The organism is uncultured Anaerococcus sp. (assembly GCF_947253225.1).
In the GTDB taxonomy this organism is placed as follows: domain Bacteria; phylum Bacillota; class Clostridia; order Tissierellales; family Peptoniphilaceae; genus Anaerococcus.
The window spans coordinates 18,042-34,732 of record NZ_CAMXYR010000010.1; the positions used below are offsets into that span (position 1 = coordinate 18,042).

The following is a 16,691-nucleotide window of genomic DNA, read 5'->3' on the forward strand; positions in this document are numbered from 1 at the left end:
CTTTTTCTCGTAGTGAACTAGCGAAGGCTAGTATTTTTTATGCTCATTTTTAGAGGAAGGAGGTCAAATGAAATATAAACCAAGTAGATTTATGCTTGAAACATCCCGATATGATAAAAACAAAGCAGACTATGCAGTTACCTTTATAGAATGCCTTAAACATACAAAAGGTAGATGGGCAGGTAAAGATTTCAAGCTTATTGATTGGCAAGAAGAAATCATAAGAGACTTATTTGGCATTGTAAAAGATACAGGATATCGACAATTTAATACAGCATATATTGAAATACCAAAGAAGATGGGAAAATCTGAACTTGCAGCTGCTGTAGCACTTCTTCTCACTTGTGGTGATGGAGAAGAAAGAGCAGAAGTTTATGGATGCGCAGCCGATAGACAACAAGCAACTATAGTTTTTGATGTTGCAGCTGATATGGTAAGAATGAGTCCAGCCCTTTCTAAAAGAGTAAAGATACTAGCATCTCAAAAGAGAATGATTTATAAGCCTACCAATTCTTTCTACCAAGTTTTATCTGCAGAGGCCTATTCTAAACACGGATTTAATATTCATGGTGTGGTCTTTGATGAACTTCATACCCAACCTAATAGAAAGTTATTTGATGTCATGACAAAAGGGTCTGGTGATGCAAGAACCCAACCCCTATATTTTCTTATAACAACTGCTGGAACAGATACGAAATCAATCTGCTATGAGACTCACCAAAAGGCAGTCGACATACTTGAAGGAAGAAAAACTGATCCAACTTTTTATCCTGTGATTTATGGAGCAGACAGAGAAGATGATTGGACAGATGAAAAAGTATGGCATAAAGCAAATCCATCTCTTGGAATTACAGTTCCTATAGAAAAAGTAAGACAAGCCTGTGAATCAGCTAAACAAAACCCAACTGAAGAAAATGCTTTTAGGCAACTAAGGCTTAACCAGTGGGTCAAACAAGCAATTAGGTGGATGCCTATGGAAAAGTGGGACCTATGTAACTTTACTGTTAATGAAGAAGAACTAAAAGGCAGAGTTTGTTATGGTGGACTTGACCTATCATCTACAACAGATATTACAGCTTTTGTTTTAGTCTTTCCTCCAATAGATGAAGATGATAAATATCAAATATTACCTTACTTTTGGTTACCAGAAGATAACCTCGACCTAAGAGTAAAAAGAGACCATGTAAACTATGACCTATGGAAAAAACAAGGCTATATTATGACAACAGAAGGTAATGTAGTCCACTATGGATTTATAGAAAAATTTATCGAAGACTTAGGTGAGATATATAACGTCCGAGAAATTGCCTTTGATAGATGGGGAGCAGTACAGATGGTTCAAAACTTAGAAGGTATGGGATTTACTGTTGTTCCATTTGGTCAAGGATTTAAAGACATGTCTCCACCAACAAAAGAATTGATGAAACTAACTCTTGAAAGAAAAATAGCCCATGGAGGTCATCCAGTTCTAAGATGGATGATGGATAATATTTTTATACGAACAGATCCTGCTGGAAACATTAAAGCAGACAAAGAAAAATCGACAGAAAAAATTGATGGTGTAATTGCTACAATAATGGCTCTTGATAGGGCTATAAGGAGTGGTAATGATACAAGTGAATCAATTTATGATGATAGAGGTCTTATAGTGTTTTAGGAGGTGGTAATATAGGAATAAATAAAAATAGTTGACCAATCAACTAAATAGAAGTATAATTTAATCATCAAAGGAAGGTGAGTAAATTATGAAATATAAAAGATATATCTTCCCTATTCTAATGGGAAGTACAATGAGCGTGATAATGTCTCAGATTAATACAGGAAAAATTATTATCCCAAGTGTAATAACAATGATGTTATTACAATCGATAGTTGCAAGTTTTGCATCTTTAATTTTTCCGGCTGGTATTATAGGAGCTAAATTAACAAAAAAATTATATAGAGGAAAATCATACAATATTTTCTTAATAATTTCATCAATATTACCAGCAATCTATTTTACTGCAATTATGTCTATTAGTGGATTATTGAAGATGAAAGGATATGATGAGAACTTTTGGAAGATGTATTTTTCTACTTTTCCTATGAATGTTTTGTGTGGATATTTGGCAAGTATTTTTTGGAATGTAATATTAGATAAAACATTAATAGGAAAAGAGATATAAAATGGAAAAAAGTATTGGAAAACTTATAACATATTTAGCTAGATGCATCCAACAAGAATTAAAAGATGTCCTTAAACCATTTGATATAAGAGTAGGTGAAGAACCATATTATATAGCACTTACAAAAAAAGATGGATTGACTCAAGAAGAATTAACAAAAATAGTAAAGGTAGATAAAGCAGCTACAGCTAGAATGGTTAAATCGTTAGAACAAAAAGGATATATAAGTCGAGAAATAGATGCAGAAGATAGGAGAAATAAAAAAATATATCTTACAGAAAAAGGAAGATTAAAATATGAACCATTGAGCAAAGCCTTACAAAATTTTAATACAGCTCTAACGAAAGAATGGACAGATGATCAGTATAAATTAGTTTATGAAAGTTTAGAAATGTTAATAGATAAATTTGAAAAAGATAACAAATAAAACCCTTTTTATCTAAGAATATGTAACAATATAAGCATCTACATTAGTAGGTGCTTTTTTTATATCTAAAATCAGGAGGTGGTAATATAAACATTTTAAACTTAATATTTACCCATAAGGGCACAGGTAAGTCAAGAGACAAACCTAAAGACGGGGAGAGGATATCTTCATCGTCTTTTTTATTTGGGAGAACAACAGCAGGAAGGAATGTTAACGAATTTACTGCCATGCAGATGACAGCCGTTTATTCCTGTGTAAGAGTTTTAGCTGAAACATTAGCAGGACTTCCTCTTCATTTATATAAAAGAGGAGATTCAAACTCAAAGGAAAAAGCAAAAGACCATGCCATATATTTTCTTTTACACGATGAGCCAAATACTGAAATGACTTCCTTTGTATTTAGGGAAACACTAATGACACATCTTCTACTTTGGGGCAATGCTTATGCTCAGATAATTCGTAATGGGAGAAATGAGGTAATTGGACTTTATCCATTAATGCCAAACAAAATGACTGTTATGAGAAGTGAAGATGGAGAAATCTTTTATAAATACAATTATAAATCAGAAGAAGTTTATCTTTTAAAAGAAGATGTTCTTCATATACCTGGACTTGGTTTTGATGGTCTTATTGGTTACTCGCCAATTACAATGGCCAAGAATGCAATTGGTATGGCTATGGCTTGTGAAGATTATGGTGCATCTTTCTTTCAAAATGGAGCACAACCAGGTGGGGTTTTAGAACATCCAGGCATAATTAAAGATCCAGAGAGAGTAAGGGAGTCATGGAATGCAGCCTTTCAAGGGCCTAAGAACGCCAACAAAGTGGCTGTACTTGAAGAAGGGATGAAATACCAACCCATAGCTATAGCGCCAAGTGAGGCCCAGTTTTTGGAAACAAGAAAGTTTCAGTTAAATGAGATAGCAAGGATATTCAGAATACCACCTCACATGATTGGTGACTTGGAGAAGTCATCATTTTCAAATATAGAACAGCAGTCACTTGAATTTGTTAAATATACTCTCGATCCTTGGATTGTTCGTTGGGAGCAATCCCTAGAAAGAGCACTACTAACAAAGAAAGAAAAAGAATCTTACTTTATTAAATTTAATCTTGATGGACTTCTAAGAGGAGACTATGAATCAAGAATGAATGGATATGCTGTAGGAAGACAGAATGGGTGGATGAGTGCAAATGACATAAGAGAATTAGAAAACCTTGATAGGATTTCAGCTGAAGAAGGTGGTGACCTATATCTTGTAAATGGAAATATGCTACCGCTTGATAAGGCAGGTAGTTTTTATCAGCAGAAAGGAGAAGAAATAAATCCTAATGAAGAATAATAAAATATTTTGGAATTGGAAAAAGGATTCAAATGAACTCTATATAGATGGAGTTATTGCAGAAGAGTCTTGGTTTGATGATGAAATCACTCCAAGGCTCTTTTTTGAAGAATTAAAAAACAAAAGTGGAGATATAACTGTGTGGATCAACTCCCCTGGTGGAGATTGTATAGCTGCATCGAGAATTTACACCATGCTTTTAGAGCACAAGGGAAATGTGACCATTAAGATTGATGGGCTTGCAGCATCCGCTGCGTCTGTTATTGCAATGGCAGGAACTGAAGTGTTGATGAGTCCTACTTCATTAATGATGATTCATAACCCCTTAACTGTGGCAATTGGCGACTCAAAAGAAATGCAAAAGGCAATTGATATGTTAAAGGAAGTTAAGGAATCAATCATCAATGCTTATGAGATTAAGACAGGTTTATCCAGAAAAGAGATTTCTAATCTAATGGATGGGGAAACTTGGTTTGATAAAAACAAGGCTATTGAGATGGGTTTTTGTGATGGAACTCTCATTGACAAAAGAAAGGATGAAAAAGTTAAAAACATGGTCTTTTCAAGACGAGCAGTTACAAACTCGCTCTTAACAAAGATAAATAAAGAAGTAAAGACTCACTCAATTAGTGAGGTAGAAGAAAGATTAAACAAAATTAAAAATACTTGGAGGTAAAGATATGAACATTAAAGAACTTTTAGAAAAGAGAACTAAAGCTTGGGATGAGGCAAAGGCATTTGCTGAATCTAAGAAAGATGAAAATGGTCTAATGTCTGATGAAGACTTTAAGACATATGAAGAGATGGAAAGGACTATCGAGAATTATACTCGTGAAATTGAAAGAAAGATGAGGGAAGAAGAAATGGATAAATCCTTGGAAAAACCTACTAGTGAAGCACTAACAAATGAACCTGCTACTTTTAATGAAGAAGATAAACCAATGAGAACAAGAAATGTCTATAAGAAGTCTATGATGAAGGCATTAAGAACTAACTTTAGAGATATTTCCAATGAATTAAAAGTTGGTACAGATGAAAGTGGTGGATATTTAGTTCCAGAAGAAATGGAAGTAGATATTGTAAATGGACTTGAAGATGAAAATATTGTAAGAAAATTAGCTACAAAAGTTCAAACTTCAGGACTTCATAAAATCAATATTGCAGCTACAAAGCCAGCAGCCCTATGGGTTGAAGAAGGTGGTCAACTTACCTTTGGAGACGGCACATTTGATCAAGTATCTCTTGATGCACATAAACTCCATGTTGGTATTAAAGTTACTGAAGAACTTCTATATGACGCAGCCTTTAATCTAGAAAAATACATCACTGAAGAATTTACTAGAGCGCTAGCAAATGCTGAAGAGGACGCCTTCTTAAATGGAGATGGAGTAAATAAGCCTACGGGAATTTTTGATTCTAAAAAGGGTGGAGAACTTGGCCTAACAACAAAGGCTCAAACAATTACTGCAGATGAACTAATTGATTTAGTTTACTCCTTAGATAGGCCTTATAGAAAGAAAGCAGCCTTCATTTTAAATGATGCAACAGTTGCTCAGATTAGAAAACTTAAAGATGTTAATGGTGCATATATTTGGCAGCCATCACTTAAGGATGGAGAACCAGATAGACTTTTAGGATATCCTGCCTATACATCTGCCTTTGCTCCAAAAGCTGAAAAAGGAAAACTTGCAGTAGCCTTTGGCGATTTTTCATATTACAAGATTGGAGATAGGGGAAATAGGTCTTTCCAAGACTTAAAGGAACTATTTGCTGGTAATGGAATGGTAGGTTTCTTAGGCAAAGAAAGAGTTGATGGAATCTTAGTTTTAAGAGAAGCAGTTAAACTATTAAAAATTGGTGCTACTGCCTAAGGAGTAAATTATGATTACTCTTGAGGAGGCAAAGTCCTATTTAAGGGTGGATTTTGATGATGAGGATGAGATGATTGAATCTCTCATCCAATCATCAATCAAACACTCCATGGATGTAGCCAGGGTTGATAGTGAAGAAGACCTTTCTAAAAATCCAAATGGAAAGATAGCTGTCTTATATATGACCGCTTATCTTTATGAACACCGAGAAGAGGCAGACTATTCTGAACTAAACTTAACTCTAAGGGCTTTATTGTTTGGAATGAGAAAGGCTGAATTCTAATGAGGGTATCGGATTTAAATAGAAAAATAACCTTTCAAAATAAAAATGTTGAGATAGATGAAATTGGTAACCATAAATCAGTATGGACGGATTATCTAGAAACGTCAGCCTATATTTCCTTTCAAGGAAAAGGTGAAGAGGTTTTTTTAGGAATGGAAGTAGACAGGTCAGACATTTCTTTTACTGTAAGATTTCAAAATAGTCTGAAGAACATTAATACTTCAGATTACAGAATTCTATTTGATGATGAAAAGTACAATATCATCTCAATTGACTTTATGAACTATAAAAATAGACTTATAAAGTTTAGATGTAGGAAGGTGAGTAGATGAATGTAAAAATTGAAAATCTAGCCAGTGAAATAATGAAGGGCTTAGAAGAATATTCTGATATGGCAACAGATGAAGTCAAAAAGGAAGTCAAAAAAGCTGGTAGCAATATTAGAAAAGACATACAAGAAAATGCACCTGTAGGAGAAACAAAGAAATATTCTAAATCTTGGTCTGTAAAAACTATGAAAGAAACTTCAAATTCAATAGAACTAGTAGTTCACTCAAGAAATAGATATCAACTGGCTCATCTACTTGAAAAAGGTCACGTACTAAGGCAGGGTGGGAGAGTATCTGCTAAGCCACACATTGGACCAGCTGAAGAGAAAGGAGTCAGAGAATTGGAAGAAAATATAATGAGGAAATTACAAGATGGATAGGCTATTAAAAATAATTGAAGATATGGGACTTCCATTTGCATACTCTCACTTTGCTGAAGGAGAAAGTCCAGACCCACCATTTTTGGTTTATCTATTTCCAAAAAATAAACACTTTGGTGCAGATGGAGTGGTTTTTTATAAAAACACACAGATAGACTTAGAACTTTATACTGATAAGAAAGATTTAAAACTAGAAGAAAAAATAGAAGAGATACTTGATAGAGAAGAAGTCTATTATGAAAAATCTGAAGTTTGGATTGAATCAGAAAGACTCTATGAAGTTTTGTATGAATTCACACTTAATTTAAAAATTACGGAGGTAAATAATAATGGCCAATAAAGTTAAATTTAATATTTGTAACGTACACTACGCTCTCTTTGATAAAGCTGAAGAAGGTGTTATTAAATATAAGACACCAGTGCCAATGCCTGGTGCTGTTTCAATTTCACTAGATCCAAATGGAGAGCCTGAAAGCTTTTATGCAGATGGAATTGAATACTACACTATTTCAAACAATATGGGATATGACGGAGATTTAGAAATCGCTCTTATTCCAGAATCCTTTAGGACTGATGTTTTGATGGAAAAATCAGATTCCAATAAGGTTCTAATTGAGTCTTCAAATTCTGAAACTGCGAACTTCGCATTGTTATTCGAGTTTGATGGTGACCAAAAGAAAATCCGTCACGTCATGTATAACTGTTCAGCAGCAAGACCTACCCTTGAGGGAGAAACCAACGAGGAATCAAGAGAAGTTCAACCAGAAACCTTGTCTATTCAAGCAAGACCACTTCCAAATGGAAATGTAAAGGCTAGAACAGGGGAAGAGACTACAAAGGAAACTTATGATGGTTGGTACAAGTCAGTCTATATGCCAACAGAAACTACAGTAACACCTTCAAGAGCAAGTGTTGGAGGTAAATAAATATGGCACTAACAAAGAAAATTCAAATTGATGGACAAGATGTTGTTTTCCGTGCATCAGCAGCTATCCCAAGAATCTATAGGCTTAAATTTGGAAGGGATATCTTTAAAGACTTAATGGAACTAGAAAAGTCCATGAAGAAAAATGATGAAGATAAATCTAATCTAGATATAGGTTCATTAGAACTATTTGAAAATATAGCCTATGTAATGGCAAAGCATGGAGATAAATCTGTGCCAGATAGTCCAGAAGAATGGTTAGATAATTTCTCAACTTTTTCAATTTATCAAATTCTACCTCAGCTAATTGAGTTGTGGGGACTTAATATAAAATCGGAAGAAGTTCCTAAAAAAAAGTAAGACCAACAGAAAGACCAATGACTACACCCTTATTCCTGTTGAGGGCAGTAGAACTTGGCCTTTCTGTTTCTGATTTATCTTTATTAACAATAGGTTTGGTCAATGACATGTTTACAGAGAAGAATAATGATGACTATAAATACAAAGAAGTAGCTACACAAGAAGACTTTGATAAATTTTAATCTACTTATGGTATAATCACTGTAATAGAGGTGATACAGTGGGTAAAAAGAATAGAGGAAGAGCACCTAAGGTTCGTTTAGACCAAATTCCAAAATTAATTAGATTAGAGGCAGTTGAAAAATATAATAAATCTCCAGAGACTGTAAGAATTTATTTTAATCAACTGGAAATGACCTTAATTGCTCTCGACAGCAGATATGAAAATTACGAAGTCAATACAGCTGATGATAACATAATGTTTATCATAGGTGGTAGGAAAAATAAAAAGAATAAATTAACTCAAGCTGATGTACAAAAAGCTATAAATGATGAATTAGAGTTAAGATTTTATATGGACGAAGAATTTTATGACGAATATTAATTTTTAGCATCTATCAAAATGGTAGGTGCTTTTTTGATGCTTAAAATTAAGGAGGTGAGATATTGGCAAATAGAATAAAAGGGATAACTGTTGAGATTGGTGGGGACACTACCAAATTACAGACAGCACTAAAACAAGTAAATACGGAGATTAAGCATACTCAATCTGAACTTCGTGATGTCAATAAACTTCTAAAACTTGATCCTGGCAACACTGAACTTATCTCCCAAAAGCATAAGCTATTAGGACAGACTCTAGAAGAAACAAAGAATAAATTAACATCATTAAAAGAGGCACAAAAACAGGCTGAACAGGCTCTTGCAGAAGGTAAGATTTCCCAAGAGCAATATGATGCCCTTAAACGAGAGATTATTGAAACAGAACAAGCCCTAAAGTCTCTAGAAAGACAAGGGGCAACCACTAATCAAACCCTGCAAAACATAGCTATTACTGGGGAAAAATGGCAAAACACAGGGCAAAATATAGAAAACGTAGGAAGAAAAATGATGCCAGTATCTCTTGCAGTAGCAGGTCTTGGAGTAGCAGCTGTAAAGACTGCATCAGATTTTGATTCTGGTATGTCAAAGGTAAAAGCAGTATCTGGTGCAACAGGGTCCGACTTTGATGCCCTAAGGGAAAAGGCTCGTGAAATGGGAGCCAAAACAAAGTTCTCAGCATCTGAAGCGGCAGAGGCTATGAACTACATGGCTATGGCTGGTTGGAAAAGTAAAGATATGATTAGTGGTATTGAAGGAGTCATGAACCTTGCTGCAGCTAGTGGTGAGGACTTAGCTACTACTTCAGATATCGTAACAGATGCCCTTACAGCCTTTGGTTTAAAAGCAGAAGATTCTTCTCACTTTGCTGATGTTCTTGCTGCTGCATCATCTAATGCCAATACCAATGTTTCATTAATGGGTGAAACCTTCAAATATGCTGCACCTATTGCTGGGACACTTGGCTATTCAGTTGAAGATACAGCAGTAGCTATAGGTTTAATGGCTAACGCAGGAATAAAAGGCTCACAAGCAGGGACAGCTTTAAGGTCTGGACTAACAAGACTCGCATCACCAACTAAAGAAGTTATTAATGGAATGTCCATGTTGGGATTATCTATTGAAGATGTACAGGGCCTTTCACTTGATGAAACTCTAAGCACCTTTAGAGTTGCCTTTGCCAATTTAGATGGAACTCAAAAAGCACAAGCAGCATCCATGATATTTGGTAAAAATGCCATGTCTGGAATGTTGGCAATCATAAATGCCAGTGAGAAAGACTACAATAGTTTGAGTGATGCCATCTATAATGCAGATGGAACAGCAGAAAAAATGGCTGCTACTATGCAGGATAACCTAGCTGGTCAATTAAAGATTTTACAATCTGCCTTAGAAGAATTAGCCATATCCTTTGGAGAACTTTTAATGCCTGCTGTTAGAAAAGCAGTAGATATATTAACAAAACTGGTAAATGGACTTAATGCACTTCCAGGACCAGTAAAAGGTATTATTGCAGGTATCGGTCTTTTTATAGCTGCTCTTGGTCCTGTACTAATGATTGTAGGAAAACTTATATGGTCAATAGGTACTATTATGACCAAAGGGCCTCTAATAGTAGGAGGAATAACTAAGATAGTTGGAATCTTTACAGGTACACTTATACCAGCAATCACTGCAGTAGTATCAGCCATAGGTATTGTTCCTATTGCTATTGGTGCAGTAATAGCTGGACTTGTTCTTTTATGGAAGAAATGTGACTGGTTTAGAGAAGGTCTTATCTCTATTTGGGAAACAATAAAAGAATCAACAGTAGTTATTTGGAATGGAATAAAAGAATTCTTCGTAAACCTCTGGCAAGGAATATCAGAATCTTGGACAAGCACTTGGACTGATATTACAAGTTTTCTATCAGAATTTTGGGCTGGATTTATTGAAGGTGTTAAGACTACTTGGAAAGGCATCAAGGACTTCTTTGCCAACCTGTGGAATGGACTTTCTGAAGGATGGAATACTATCTGGACATCTATAACAACTTTTCTAACTGAATCTTGGAATACCTTTATTGAGGGAGCCAAGAGTCTATGGCAAAGTTTAGGAGAATTCTTTACAAGCCTCTGGACAGGAATTCAAACTACTTTTACCAATATATGGACAGCTATTTCAACTACAACTACAGAAGTATTTACAGCAGTTGGAGAGTTTATCAGGACTACTTGGGAAGGTATTAAGACTTTAATTTCAACAGTTCTTGATGCAATTAAAGTAAAAGTAGAAACCATTTGGAATGGACTAAAAGAGTTCTTAACAACAGTCATCACTGCCATTGGAGAATTTATTTCTACATCTTGGACAAACATAAAAACTACAATTGAGACTATCTTGACTTCTATTAAGACAGTCCTTGAATCAATCTGGAATGGGATAAAGACCTTTATCTCATCAACAATGAATAATATTAAATCCTTTGTTTCATCTGCTTGGAATTCCATAAAGTCGACTATTTCATCTGCAGTAAATTCCGCGAAGTCAGCAGTATCGTCTGCATTTAATTCGATGAGATCAAGTATTTCATCGACTATGTCAAATATTCAGTCCACTATTAGAAATGGATTTAATAATGCGGTTAATCATATTAAAAATTTGGCATCTCAAGCCTATACATGGGGAGCAGATATGATTAATGGAATTGCTAGAGGGATTAGAAGTGCGATTAGCAATGTGACATCGGCTGTATCGAATGTAGCATCAACTATTAGGTCTTACTTGCACTTTTCAGTTCCAGATGTTGGCCCACTAACTGATTATGAATCTTGGATGCCAGACTTTATGGAAGGTTTATCTAAGGGTATAGAAAAGAGCAGGAGACTAGTACAATCTTCAATGAAAAATGTTGCAAGTGATATGGTTTTAAGTCCCAATATATCAGCTGTTGGCATAGGGGGACACGATAAAGAATCTGCTGTAAATGGAGTAGATATAGGAAGACAAATATCCGATGCATTTGCAAATATCAATTTAAAATCAGAAAATGCAGGAGATATAGTTATACCAGTTTATTTTGGTGGAACTCTCCTTGATGAAGTTATTGTTAATGCATCCATGCGTAAGAATTTAAGGAGCGGAGGTAGGTAATGAAATATCAATCATATTTAATTATTGAAGGAGTAGACCTACCTCTACCAAATTCTTATGATTTGGAGTTTAGAGATATAGAGGCAGATACTGGAGGAGAAACAGAGGCAGGTACTATTCAAAGGGATATTGTTAGAAACAAAGTAGCAAGTATATCTGTAGGTTTTTCATGCAGTCCTAAGCTTGTAAAGACACTGAGTAGTTTTGCTAATAAGCCTAATCTTAAAGTTGAATACTTAGATACAGAAACACTAGAACTAAAAGAGTCACAAATGTATATAGACAAGTTACAAGTCAAATTAATAAAAGATACTTCTTATAAGGGATTGTGGGAAGTATCTTTTTCTTTGGAGGAATACTAATGTATCCAACAAGTGAAGAATATAAAACAGTTATAAAAAAGAACTCTCGTAAATTTTACTGGACGGGAAATATCATCTTAAAAGATGAAACAATCATTCCCTTTACCAATAAAGATATTCTTAAAGGGTCTGGATACATTCATCGTTCATGCTCTGGATCTTCTGAACTTGAAATAGGTACAGTTTATGCTGGAGAGTTTGGAATTAGCCTTTTTTCAAATATAGATAGGTATTCTTTAGAGGATTCCAAATTAGAACTATTCTATCATCAAGAATTAGAAAATAAAAAGATAGAAATCATACCAATGGGAATATTTGATGTTACTGAGGCAAATAGGTCTAAGAAAATATTAGAACTAAAAGGTTATGACTATATGCTTAGGTTTGATAAGAATTTCCCAGTGACAGATACCTTTGGTACAGCTTTTGAATTACTAAGTCTTTCATGTGAGAAGTGCAAGGTAGAACTAGGTATGACAGAAGATGACGTGAAAGCTTTTGTAAATGGTGAGGAAGTTTTGGCAATTTATCAAGACCATGATATAGAAACCTACAGAGACTTTATTCACTATGTAGCATCTACTCTTGGTGCTTTTGCGGGGATTGGTCGTGATGGTAAGTTGGTTTTAAAGAAGTATGCAGAAAGTATATCAACTGAAATTAAAACGAGAGAAAGATTTTCTTCATCAATATCAGATTTTAAGACAAGATATACAGCCATCAACTCAACAAATGCAAAGACTAAAATAGCTGAATACTACTCTTTAGAAAATGATGATGGCCTAACTATGAATCTTGGAATAAATCCATTGATGCAGTTAGGACTTCCAGAAAAAAGAAAAAGAATGTGTGAGGCTCTTCTTACTGAAATTTGCAAAATTCATCACACACCTTTTGATATGGTAACAATAGGAGACCCAAGTCTTGATGTAGGTGACAGAATAGCTATTTCTTACGAAGAAGAAAAGATTGAAGGACTTATTACTGACATTGAATATAAAATAAATAGCAAGCATAGAATTCTTGGCGTAGGTAAGAATCCATATCTATCAAAGGCCAAAAGCAAGAATGATAAAAATATAGTAGGACTTTTAAATCAGATTGAATCGGAAAAGTTGGTAGTTCATGCCTATTCAAATTATTCTGCCTTTAATCTTTCTACCACAGACACACCAATAATTCGTATAGAATTTGCCTCCAATAAAGAAACGGAGGCAATTTTTAATGCATCTATCTTGTTAAATATCATCTGTGATACTGAAGAAAAAACTAGAAAGATATCTAGAAAGGTCAAGAAACAAGTAGAGGTATTAAATAAAGATGGAAAATCCTATGATCCTCCAAAGTACGAAGAAAAAGAAGAAGTAGAGGAATTAGACTTTATTGAAAACATAGAAATACCAACAAGGCTAGTTGTTACTTATGTTTTAAATGATACGAAAATAGAGCATCACATTCCAAAAGAAACTTACTTAAGTGGTGATCATATTTTAAATCTATTTTACCCATTAACCAAACTTCAGGAAAAGACTATGAACAACTTCTCGGTCCTTATTAGGCTTGAATCAGGACAAGCGATGATAGGTAAAGATAATGCTATTGCAGCTATATCTGGTCAATCTCTAGGATCAACAGAAGCTTGGGATGGAAAGATTAAGATTGATGAATCTTGGAAGAGAATAGAACTTAGTCATTCACTCCAGCTTAGGAAATTGAAAGCTGAATACAAAGTAGAAAGCCAAGTCCCAAGACCACTAGTATTTAATGAAAAGGTAGGAAGATTTAAATATCAGGGGTTGGTGCTTGGAAAATATAAAGAAGAAATAACTACAGAATTTAAAGATAAGGAGGAAAGAAATGCTCAAGGGTAAATCAGTCATTGAACTAACTGATGTAAGGACAAATAGGAAGGAAATATATGAAGATGAAAACTTAATAACGAACGCAGTCCCAGATTTATTAAGACTGAATCCATCAGGTCTTATGTATCCATTAGATAATGGAACAGTTCAGTTTAAAGATGAAATATTTCCCATAGCTAATAAATGTTATGGTGGAATATTATTATTTGAAAATCCCTTGGAGGAGGATCCAAATAAAATAATTGCACCTTCAGACAATCCAATTATTGGTTATGCATCAAATGATGTTAATGATACTGACAATTCCAAAAGAGGATCTGCTAACTTAACGGAATCTAAACCAATAGATAGAGGATATAAATTTATATGGGACTTTTCAACCTCACAAGGAAATGGAAGGATTTCGTCCTTAGCTTTAACTCATTATAGAGGAGGCAAAAGCTTTTATGGGAACTCTTATGACGAGAATCAGGAATTCTTATGTTAAACAAGGTTAGTACAAAAACAGACAAAGCTATTCTATCTTATTATGCAGGTCTTGTTGAAGTAAACTTAAAAGACCAAAGTTTTTATTCTATTTGGCCTATGCCCGATAGACAAATTCAAATAGCTAAAATTAAAGAGTCATTTTTCAATATAGGACTTAATGATACGATTTTAGGTATGCCTACACAAGATGTTGAAGTAAATTATATTAAACCTGAAAAATTTTTCCCTAGTAGATATAGCATTAACTGTTCCTTCCATGATGGGGAAGATGGATATTGGTATGGATTTTCAACGGAAGGGGAATCGAACAGCAGGGGAAATGCTGAAATATATACAATAAAGATTAAGAAGGAAGATTTTTCATTTACAGAAGATAAGTGGGTGTTAGAAAATGTACAACTGCAAGGAATAGGTAGATATCCAAGTTCTGAAAATGAAAGCCATTACAGGACGATAGGAAGTGTGGTTAGAGGTAAATACTTGTATTGTTTAAATTACAAAAAAAATGGTGTTTATAAAATAAATATTAATAATCCAGTTGATATTACATTAATTAATCTGGAAAGCGAAGTCGATATTTTAAGAGGAGAGTATACAAATCAGTATTTTTACAAATATGGAGATTATGTAGCAACCAGGCAGTTTTTAATTGATAAAAATGACAATGTTATTTATACAGCTAATGTTGATATGAAGTTTTTAACTACGCCTTTAATTAATATTGGTCCATTTATGATTGGTTTTGATACCGATGCAGGTTATGGAAATTATACTCTTTATAAACTTCTATTCCTTCACACACAATATCTTGGAACAATTAATAACCTATCAAGTCCTATATTAAAAACGGCAGATAAGACAATGAAAATAACTTACACACTAACAGAGGAGGAATAAAATGAATAAGTTTTTAGAAATATTAAAAGTATACTTTACAGCCATTGGAGGATGGTTGGGATTTTATCTTGGAAGTGTAGATGCTTTTATCTACACACTTCTTGCTTTTGTAATAGCTGACTATTTAACAGGGGTTTTAAGAGCAGGGGTCGAAAGAAAGTTGTCTTCATCCATAGGTTTTAAAGGGATAGCTAAAAAGATTATGATTTTTATAGTTGTAGGAATAGCAAATCTATGTGATGTAAATTTAATTAAAGGTGATGGAACAATGATAAGAACAGCCATCATCTTTTTTTATATAGCAAATGAAGGGCTCTCTATTTTGGAAAACTCTGTAGCTTTAGGATTGCCAGTGCCAGAAAAATTAAAGGCGATTTTAGAACAATTCAAGGAGGAGAAATAAATGAGTAATAGTCCATTAGTACAAGCAGCAATTCTCTCACCTAACCATAGTGGTAGAAGAAATCAGAAGATTACTAAAATAGCAATCCACCACGCAGCTGGAGTTATAAATGGTAGAAATCTTGCTGGAATATTTGTGCCAAGGTCAAGACGAGCATCGGCTAACTACAACTTAGGTTCAGACGGGGTTATTGTTTTAGGGGTTGATGAATCTAATAGAGCGTGGACAACCTCATCTTCTTGGTGTGACAACCAAGCAGTAACAATTGAAGTAGGGAACTCTACGAGAGGACCTCAGTGGTTAGTTTCTGGTTATGTTTTAAATAGACTAATTGATTTAGTGACAGACATCTGTAAGAGAAATGGAATCTATCCCTGCACATATACTGGAGGTAAGGATGGTGTACTTCAAAAACACGAATGGTATAAAAACACTAACTGTCCAGGACCATATCTTGGCAGCAAGTTTCCATATATAGCAAATGAAGTAAATAAAAGACTCAGAGGGAATAATACTGTCAGTAAACCAACAAGTGGACTATATAGAGTTAGAAAATCTTGGTCTGAAGCTAAAAGTCAAAAAGGTGCATTTAAGAATTTAGATAATGCTAAAAGATGTGCTGATAGATTCGGATTAAAAGTATTCGATGTTAATGGCAAGATAGTATATCCAGTTGGAAAGACAATCGAAGAGTTAGCAAAAGAAGTTATAAGTGGAAAGTGGGGAAATGGAGAAGAAAGAAAAAGAAGGTTAACTAACGCTGGGTATGATTATAAAGCAGTTCAGAAAAGAGTAAATGAATTAATTTAATAAAATGATTATGGCTTAATGGATTTTTAAATTAGAAATCCATTAAGTCTTTTTTTATTTTGCCGTCCGATTTTAATATTTCATATGGCATATATTAAGAGCTGTAATATTAC

General features: G+C 34.2%; 21 protein-coding genes. All 21 read left to right on the forward strand.

Going from position 1 to position 16,691, the window contains the following annotated elements; all coding sequences use genetic code 11:
- Positions 1–67 precede the first annotated feature (67 nt).
- The 21 genes from Q0W95_RS02490 (at position 68) to Q0W95_RS02590 (ending at position 16,578) form a co-directional block, all read left to right on the forward strand.
- A complete protein-coding gene (locus Q0W95_RS02490) occupies positions 68–1,657 on the forward strand; it encodes a terminase TerL endonuclease subunit (RefSeq protein ID WP_297789588.1) in 1,590 nt (529 codons plus the stop codon).
- Between the two features lie 88 nt (positions 1,658–1,745).
- Positions 1,746–2,165 (forward strand): hypothetical protein, encoded by a 420-nt coding sequence (locus Q0W95_RS02495; RefSeq protein WP_297789591.1) that lies wholly within the window; start codon positions 1,746–1,748, stop codon positions 2,163–2,165.
- A gap of 1 nt (position 2,166) precedes the next feature.
- Positions 2,167–2,592: a MarR family transcriptional regulator gene (locus Q0W95_RS02500; protein ID WP_297789594.1), complete on the forward strand. Its 426-nt coding sequence runs from the start codon at positions 2,167–2,169 to the stop codon at positions 2,590–2,592.
- 104 nt (positions 2,593–2,696) lie between these two features.
- The gene (locus tag Q0W95_RS02505; protein ID WP_366800475.1) at positions 2,697–3,935 is read left to right on the forward strand and encodes a phage portal protein; all 1,239 of its coding nucleotides are present in this window, start codon (positions 2,697–2,699) and stop codon (positions 3,933–3,935) included.
- A complete protein-coding gene (locus Q0W95_RS02510; RefSeq protein WP_297789600.1) occupies positions 3,925–4,611 on the forward strand; it encodes a head maturation protease, ClpP-related in 687 nt (228 codons plus the stop codon). Before Q0W95_RS02505 ends, Q0W95_RS02510 begins: the two co-directional genes overlap by 11 nt.
- 4 nt (positions 4,612–4,615) lie before the next feature.
- Positions 4,616–5,806: a phage major capsid protein gene (locus tag Q0W95_RS02515; RefSeq protein ID WP_297789603.1), complete on the forward strand. Its 1,191-nt coding sequence runs from the start codon at positions 4,616–4,618 to the stop codon at positions 5,804–5,806.
- Positions 5,807–5,816: 10 nt separating this feature from the next.
- Positions 5,817–6,089 carry a head-tail connector protein gene (locus Q0W95_RS02520; protein ID WP_233047279.1) on the forward strand — a complete coding sequence of 91 codons (273 nt, stop codon included), beginning with the start codon at positions 5,817–5,819 and terminating at the stop codon, positions 6,087–6,089.
- Positions 6,089–6,421 (forward strand): phage head closure protein, encoded by a 333-nt coding sequence (locus Q0W95_RS02525; RefSeq protein WP_297789607.1) that lies wholly within the window; start codon positions 6,089–6,091, stop codon positions 6,419–6,421. The genes Q0W95_RS02520 and Q0W95_RS02525 overlap by 1 nt, the downstream gene beginning before the upstream one ends.
- Entirely contained in the window at positions 6,418–6,798 is a 381-nt protein-coding gene (locus Q0W95_RS02530; protein WP_070611488.1) for an HK97 gp10 family phage protein, read from the forward strand. The genes Q0W95_RS02525 and Q0W95_RS02530 overlap by 4 nt, the downstream gene beginning before the upstream one ends.
- A complete protein-coding gene (locus tag Q0W95_RS02535; protein ID WP_297789612.1) occupies positions 6,791–7,138 on the forward strand; it encodes a hypothetical protein in 348 nt (115 codons plus the stop codon). Before Q0W95_RS02530 ends, Q0W95_RS02535 begins: the two co-directional genes overlap by 8 nt.
- Positions 7,128–7,724, forward strand: coding sequence for a major tail protein (locus tag Q0W95_RS02540; RefSeq protein ID WP_009431460.1), 597 nt, complete (start codon positions 7,128–7,130; stop codon positions 7,722–7,724). The genes Q0W95_RS02535 and Q0W95_RS02540 overlap by 11 nt, the downstream gene beginning before the upstream one ends.
- A 2-nt stretch (positions 7,725–7,726) precedes the next feature.
- Complete coding sequence (locus Q0W95_RS02545; RefSeq protein WP_008901313.1) at positions 7,727–8,083, forward strand: hypothetical protein; 357 nt, start codon at positions 7,727–7,729, stop codon at positions 8,081–8,083.
- Positions 8,084–8,100: 17 nt separating this feature from the next.
- A complete protein-coding gene (locus Q0W95_RS02550) occupies positions 8,101–8,265 on the forward strand; it encodes a hypothetical protein (RefSeq protein WP_004816339.1) in 165 nt (54 codons plus the stop codon).
- Between the two features lie 38 nt (positions 8,266–8,303).
- A complete protein-coding gene (locus Q0W95_RS02555) occupies positions 8,304–8,627 on the forward strand; it encodes a hypothetical protein (protein WP_085875989.1) in 324 nt (107 codons plus the stop codon).
- A 62-nt stretch (positions 8,628–8,689) separates the two neighbouring features.
- Entirely contained in the window at positions 8,690–11,755 is a 3,066-nt protein-coding gene (locus Q0W95_RS02560) for a phage tail tape measure protein (protein WP_297789628.1), read from the forward strand.
- A complete protein-coding gene (locus Q0W95_RS02565; RefSeq protein ID WP_297789631.1) occupies positions 11,755–12,117 on the forward strand; it encodes a hypothetical protein in 363 nt (120 codons plus the stop codon). Before Q0W95_RS02560 ends, Q0W95_RS02565 begins: the two co-directional genes overlap by 1 nt.
- Entirely contained in the window at positions 12,117–13,988 is a 1,872-nt protein-coding gene (locus Q0W95_RS02570; RefSeq protein ID WP_297789634.1) for a hypothetical protein, read from the forward strand. Before Q0W95_RS02565 ends, Q0W95_RS02570 begins: the two co-directional genes overlap by 1 nt.
- On the forward strand, positions 13,975–14,466 hold the full coding sequence (locus tag Q0W95_RS02575; RefSeq protein ID WP_297789638.1) for a hypothetical protein: 492 nt from the start codon (positions 13,975–13,977) through the stop codon (positions 14,464–14,466). Before Q0W95_RS02570 ends, Q0W95_RS02575 begins: the two co-directional genes overlap by 14 nt.
- Positions 14,460–15,365: a hypothetical protein gene (locus Q0W95_RS02580; protein WP_297789641.1), complete on the forward strand. Its 906-nt coding sequence runs from the start codon at positions 14,460–14,462 to the stop codon at positions 15,363–15,365. The genes Q0W95_RS02575 and Q0W95_RS02580 overlap by 7 nt, the downstream gene beginning before the upstream one ends.
- 1 nt (position 15,366) lies before the next feature.
- Complete coding sequence (locus Q0W95_RS02585; RefSeq protein WP_297789644.1) at positions 15,367–15,768, forward strand: phage holin family protein; 402 nt, start codon at positions 15,367–15,369, stop codon at positions 15,766–15,768.
- Positions 15,769–16,578: an N-acetylmuramoyl-L-alanine amidase gene (locus Q0W95_RS02590; RefSeq protein ID WP_297789646.1), complete on the forward strand. Its 810-nt coding sequence runs from the start codon at positions 15,769–15,771 to the stop codon at positions 16,576–16,578.
- Positions 16,579–16,691 lie beyond the last annotated feature (113 nt).

Excerpts from the sequence above, each read along its gene's own strand:
- Q0W95_RS02490 (WP_297789588.1), top strand. The coding sequence starts at position 68 with ATGAAATATAAACCAAGTAGATTTATGCTTGAAACATCCCGATATGAT.
- Q0W95_RS02495 (WP_297789591.1), top strand. The coding sequence starts at position 1,746 with ATGAAATATAAAAGATATATCTTCCCTATTCTAATGGGAAGTACAATG.
- Q0W95_RS02500 (WP_297789594.1), top strand. The coding sequence starts at position 2,167 with ATGGAAAAAAGTATTGGAAAACTTATAACATATTTAGCTAGATGCATC.
- Q0W95_RS02510 (WP_297789600.1), top strand. The coding sequence starts at position 3,925 with ATGAAGAATAATAAAATATTTTGGAATTGGAAAAAGGATTCAAATGAA.
- Q0W95_RS02515 (WP_297789603.1), top strand. The coding sequence starts at position 4,616 with ATGAACATTAAAGAACTTTTAGAAAAGAGAACTAAAGCTTGGGATGAG.
- Q0W95_RS02520 (WP_233047279.1), top strand. The coding sequence starts at position 5,817 with ATGATTACTCTTGAGGAGGCAAAGTCCTATTTAAGGGTGGATTTTGAT.
- Q0W95_RS02525 (WP_297789607.1), top strand. The coding sequence starts at position 6,089 with ATGAGGGTATCGGATTTAAATAGAAAAATAACCTTTCAAAATAAAAAT.
- Q0W95_RS02530 (WP_070611488.1), top strand. The coding sequence starts at position 6,418 with ATGAATGTAAAAATTGAAAATCTAGCCAGTGAAATAATGAAGGGCTTA.
- Q0W95_RS02535 (WP_297789612.1), top strand. The coding sequence starts at position 6,791 with ATGGATAGGCTATTAAAAATAATTGAAGATATGGGACTTCCATTTGCA.
- Q0W95_RS02540 (WP_009431460.1), top strand. The coding sequence starts at position 7,128 with ATGGCCAATAAAGTTAAATTTAATATTTGTAACGTACACTACGCTCTC.
- Q0W95_RS02545 (WP_008901313.1), top strand. The coding sequence starts at position 7,727 with ATGGCACTAACAAAGAAAATTCAAATTGATGGACAAGATGTTGTTTTC.
- Q0W95_RS02550 (WP_004816339.1), top strand. The coding sequence starts at position 8,101 with ATGACTACACCCTTATTCCTGTTGAGGGCAGTAGAACTTGGCCTTTCT.
- Q0W95_RS02565 (WP_297789631.1), top strand. The coding sequence starts at position 11,755 with ATGAAATATCAATCATATTTAATTATTGAAGGAGTAGACCTACCTCTA.
- Q0W95_RS02570 (WP_297789634.1), top strand. The coding sequence starts at position 12,117 with ATGTATCCAACAAGTGAAGAATATAAAACAGTTATAAAAAAGAACTCT.
- Q0W95_RS02575 (WP_297789638.1), top strand. The coding sequence starts at position 13,975 with ATGCTCAAGGGTAAATCAGTCATTGAACTAACTGATGTAAGGACAAAT.
- Q0W95_RS02580 (WP_297789641.1), top strand. The coding sequence starts at position 14,460 with ATGTTAAACAAGGTTAGTACAAAAACAGACAAAGCTATTCTATCTTAT.
- Q0W95_RS02585 (WP_297789644.1), top strand. The coding sequence starts at position 15,367 with ATGAATAAGTTTTTAGAAATATTAAAAGTATACTTTACAGCCATTGGA.
- Q0W95_RS02590 (WP_297789646.1), top strand. The coding sequence starts at position 15,769 with ATGAGTAATAGTCCATTAGTACAAGCAGCAATTCTCTCACCTAACCAT.